The sequence below is a fragment of the Neisseria sp. P0009.S007 genome, from assembly GCF_051962515.1.
On the sequence record NZ_JBQCVF010000163.1, the window covers coordinates 1 to 3,376 of the forward strand.

General features: G+C 43.9%; 3 protein-coding genes. 2 read left to right on the forward strand and 1 reads right to left on the reverse strand.

The window, feature by feature from the left end; genetic code table 11:
- Nucleotides 1-1,164 (forward strand): gamma-glutamyltransferase family protein (locus ACTHS3_RS10880; protein WP_440367950.1); only part of this gene is annotated, 1,164 nt, incomplete at its 5' end.
- A gap of 237 nt (nt 1,165-1,401) precedes the next feature.
- On the opposite strand, the gene lpxC is transcribed toward ACTHS3_RS10880, so the two are convergent.
- On the reverse strand, nt 1,402-2,316 hold the full coding sequence (lpxC, locus tag ACTHS3_RS10885) for a UDP-3-O-acyl-N-acetylglucosamine deacetylase (protein WP_070504107.1): 915 nt from the start codon (nt 2,314-2,316) through the stop codon (nt 1,402-1,404).
- A 652-nt stretch (nt 2,317-2,968) separates the two neighbouring features.
- On the opposite strand from lpxC, the gene ACTHS3_RS10890 reads away from it, so the two are divergent.
- Nucleotides 2,969-3,376 (forward strand): glyceraldehyde 3-phosphate dehydrogenase NAD-binding domain-containing protein (locus ACTHS3_RS10890; RefSeq protein ID WP_440367951.1); only part of this gene is annotated, 408 nt, incomplete at its 3' end.

A 3,376-nucleotide genomic window follows, 5' to 3' on the forward strand; every position in this document is an offset into this window, starting at 1 on the left:
CAAAATTTGGAACCCTTGCAACGTTATCCGCAAACCGCCGCTTACTTCCTGCCTGACGGCAAACCTTTGGCTGCGGGAACGGTGTTGAAAAACCCTGAATTTGCGCGTTCCGTACGTCTATTGGCGGAAAAAGGCAGTGCGCCGTTTTATCAGGGAATGCAGGCGCAGAATATTGTTCGTGCCGTTACCAGTGCTGTGGATAATCCTGGCAAAATCAGCATGGCGGATTTGAAAAACTATCAAGTTATCGAGCGTAAGCCGGTTTGTGCGCCGTATCGTGAATATGAAGTTTGCGGCATGGGCGCGCCAAGTTCCGGCGCAATCGCTTTGGGGCAGATTTTGGGCGTATTGCAGAATCAGGATATGAAAGCGTTGGGATCGGAAAATATCCACAGTTGGCGCTGGATAGGCGATGCGTCGCGGATTGCTTTTGCCGACCGTGATTATTATGTCGGCGATCCCAAGTTTGTAAACGTTCCGACCCGTGCCATGATTTCTCAAGCTTATTTGAAACCGCGTGCCGAAGAAATCCGCAAGGCTGACAAGGCATTGGAAACTATTCAGGCAGGCAAGTTTGGCAAAGCATACGCGCAGGGCATGGCGGTCGAGCTGCCGTCCACCAGCCATTTGGTGGTTGTGGATAAAGACGGTAACGTTGTATCGATGACGACTTCGATTGAAAACGCGTTCGGTTCGGGGCTGATGGCAAACGGTTATCTGCTCAACAACGAATTAACCGATTTTGCCTTCAATCCTGTCGGAGAGGATGGTAAAACGGTGGCAAATAGCGTTGCTGGTGGAAAACGTCCGCGTTCTTCGATGGCGCCGACCATTGTGATGAAAGACGGAAAACCTTATATGGCAGTCGGTTCGCCGGGTGGCAGCCGCATCATCGGTTTCGTTGCCAAAACGCTGGTGGCGCATATCGACTGGGGCATGGACATTCAGGCGGCAATCTCTCTGCCGAATATGCTTAATCGCGGCAGCCAGTATGAGATCGAGGATAAAACCGCTGCGGCGGATAAAGCAGCTGCGTTGGAAAAATTGGGCTATAAAGTTCAAATCCGCGATTTGAATTCCGGCGTGCAAGGCATTGTGATCGGCAAAGAAGGTTTACTCGGCGGCGCCGACCCGCGCCGTGAAGGCAAGGTCATGGGCGATTGATATTGTCGGTTTGACATGTAAAGACCGTCTGAACAGCTTCGTTTCAGACGGCCTTTTTAGTTTGGGAAAATATATGGATAAGATGTGTATAAGAATAACATTAAATTTTAATATTTTTATTTTTCAATAAGATAAAAGATATGAATATGTGGATAATTACTTGTGGAAAACAACATGATTTAGGCCGTCTGAAAGGTTCAGACGGCCTTTTCATTGGACTGCTTTATCTATTTTCTATCAGGCTGCCGGCAGCTCGTGAAAAGCGCTGGGCAAGTCTTCGTCATTGGCAAACTCAACCCATTCGTAAGCGCTTTCATCTGCCAAAACGGCACGCAACAGTGCATTATTGATAGCATGACCTGATTTGTAACCTTCAAATGCACCGATAATCGGATGGCCGACAATGTACAAATCGCCAATCGCATCCAGGATTTTGTGGCGGACAAATTCATCGGGATAACGCAAACCTTCCGGATTCAAAACATCCATGTCGTCAATCACGATGGCGTTGTTCAAATTGCCGCCCAGTCCGAGATTATGGGCGCGCATCATTTCCACTTCGTGCATAAAGCCGAAGGTACGGGCGCGGGCAATCTCATCGATATAGGATTTTCCTGCAAAATCAATCTCGAAAGTAGGTGCACTGCGGTTGAATACGGGATGATCAAATTCGATGGTTAAAGTAACTTTAAAGCCGTCATAAGGCGTAAAGCGTACCCATTTTCCGGTTTCTTTGATTTCAATGGGTTTGAGGATTCTCAAAAAACGTTTTTGGGCTTTTTGATCCACCACGCCTGCATCTTGTAAAAGGTAAATAAACGGCAGGCTGGAGCCGTCCATAATCGGAATTTCAGGCGCGTTCAATTCAATCAAGGCATTGTCGATGCCGTAGGCAGACAGTGCCGACATAATATGTTCAATCGTGCCGATGCGCACGCCTTTATCGGTAACGATGGTTGAAGAGAGGCGGGTATCATTGATTAAATAAGGATTCAATTTGATTATTTCGCCCATTTCCCCGCTTAAATCAGTACGGCGGAACGAAATACCGCTGTTTTCTTTGGCAGGATGCAAAGTCAGAGCGACCCTTTCGCCCGAATGCAGGCCAACGCCGGTAACGCTTACTAATTTGGCTAAAGTCCGTTGCAACATAATTGCTTCCTTTTAAAAAGTCTGATGGGCAAATGATACGTTAAAAAGGAAAAAACAAGCCATCATTTTTAATAGTATTTGCCAATATGGATGTTTTGCGGGTGTGAATTTCAAAATTTTAATTATCCACAATAGCATGTGAAATTGAAGTGGGTAATTTGGGTTTTATCCACAGAAAAATAGAAGAACTAAGATTCTATCCTTTTTTATTTCGGCATTCAGTTGGGGTTGGCCTCAAAGATAAAAAGCGACTATCAAATTGGTTTTAAAGAAAGTTATTCCGTTATCCACAGATGGTTTGGTTCTTCATCAAAATCATCATTTTAAAAATTAAAATATTATGATTTGAAGAAAACACTGAATTATCAACACAAAAATGGCAAAATACGGAGGAAATAGAACTAAGTTTATGATTTCCATAAACTTATGAAACTTTTAAGATTGGAAAAAGGTTTTTATGAAATAAAATATCAAAATTAAGGACTGATTCGATTTGCCTGATATTTTCCTACAAACAAGAATTTCATGTTTTCTTTATTTAAATCAAACAACTTAAAAGTAATTATCTATAATCCTAGAAAGTAATTTTATTTCAGGATACAATGGCTTTACTGAAAAATTTTTCCCATTCCATCTAATTAGGAGTAGCAAAATGAGTATTAAAGTAGCGATTAATGGTTTTGGCCGTATCGGTCGTCTGGCATTGCGTCAAATTGAAAAAGCCCAAGGTATCGAAGTCGTTGCTGTTAACGACTTGACTCCTGCAGACATGCTGTTGCACCTCTTCAAATACGACAGTACTCAAGGCCGCTTTGAAGGCTCTGCCGAATTGAAAGACGACGCTATTGTTGTTAACGGCAAAGAAATCAAAGTATTTGCCAATCCTAATCCTGAAGAATTGCCTTGGGGCGAGCTGGGTGTGGACGTCGTCCTCGAATGTACCGGTTTCTTTACCAATAAAACCAAAGCGGAAGCCCATATCCGTGCCGGTGCGCGCAAAGTTGTGATTTCTGCACCTGGCGGCAATGATGTGAAAACCGTTGTATACGGCGTAAACCAA

Coding starts and splice junctions, on each gene's coding strand:
- lpxC (WP_070504107.1), bottom strand. CDS start 2,316: ATGTTGCAACGGACTTTAGCCAAATTAGTAAGCGTTACCGGCGTTGGC.